Here is a 1,262-nt window from a genome sequence, read left to right as displayed (position 1 = left end):
GTTGCAACACCGGCTTGTTGGGCTGATTGTAGGTAGTCGTTGAACGCTTCGGCAGGTGTTCTCCAGTCGAGGGTCTTGCGTGGCCTGCTGTTGAGGGCATGGGCGACGGCATCGATGTCTTCTGCCGTCCAGCGAGACAGGTCTGTTCCCTTGGGAAAGTACTGGCGCAGCAGCCCGTTGGTGTTCTCGTTGGTGCCGCGTTGCCAGGGCGAGACGGGATCGGCGAAGTAGACCGGGATCCCGGTTTCGACCTTGAACAATGCGTGTGCTGACATCTCCTTGCCGCGGTCCCAGGTCAACGAGCGCGCCAACTCTCTCGGTAGCGTCGACATCGTGTCGGCGAGAGCGTTCTTCATGGTGATCGCGCCGTAGCCGGCCAACGCGGGACCGTTCTTGATCGATGCCCTGAACTGGTAGCCGTCCTCGCGGGGCAGGTGGACCAGCATCGTGAACCGGGTGGTGCGTTCGACCACGGTCCCGATCGCGGATCGCTCGAGCCCGATGAGGAGGTCTCCCTCCCAATGCCCCGGAACAGCCCGGTCGTCGGCCTCGGCGGGGCGGTCGCTGATCAACGTGCCTTCGGTGACATGGGCCCAGGTCTTGCGACGGGACCGTTCCCGAGGGACCCGAAGTGCCCGGCCCGTGCGCAGACACCACACGAGCTCCCTCTTCAAGGCGCCTCTGGCTTCGATGAACAGTGCTTGGTAGATCGCCTCGTGACTGATCCGCATGGACTCATCATCGGGGAAGTCGAGCTTCAACCGGTTGCTGATCTGTTCCGGGCTCCAGCCCAGCACCCAGGCCCTGTCCTTGCGATGAGGCTTGTTGCGGCCCGTGAACCGGGGCGGCTGCGGCCCGACGACCAAGGTGCCGTCCGGGCGGGAGATCGTGCCTGACAGGCGCTGCTCGACGTACTCGCGCAGCCGCGGGTTGGTGACCAACTTCGCCTGTTTGGGACGTTTCGCGGCCATGTCGGCCTTCCACTGCGCCACCGATGCCCGATACTCCCGCGTCCCGCCCCGAGTAGCGGCGTTGCGGCGCAGCTCACGACTGATCGTGCCCGGATCCCGACCCACCGCGCGAGCTATCTCGCGAACCCCCCGGCCCTGGGCCCTCAGGATCGCGATCTCCTCTCGCTCAGCGAAGCGCAGATAGCGGCCCGAAGGTGCGAACTCCAAGTCGAACGGTGGCATGCCCCCAGCGTTGTGGAACCACCTCGCTCCGACCGCCTGCGCCACGCCCGCAACCCCCGAAGCCTCCTC

At 65.7% G+C, this 1,262-nt stretch carries 1 protein-coding gene; it reads right to left on the bottom strand.

Annotation, left to right across the window (positions count from 1 at the left end; all coding sequences use genetic code 11):
- A partial coding sequence (locus M3G03_RS12750) for an IS30 family transposase (RefSeq protein WP_259810503.1) occupies positions 1-1,262 on the bottom strand: 1,262 nt, incomplete at both ends.

The sequence above is a fragment of the Aestuariimicrobium sp. p3-SID1156 genome (genome assembly GCF_025144225.1).
Classification (GTDB): domain Bacteria; phylum Actinomycetota; class Actinomycetes; order Propionibacteriales; family Propionibacteriaceae; genus Aestuariimicrobium.
Note: the sequence above shows the minus strand (reverse complement) of the source record. Positions and strands in the feature narration are given on the sequence as shown.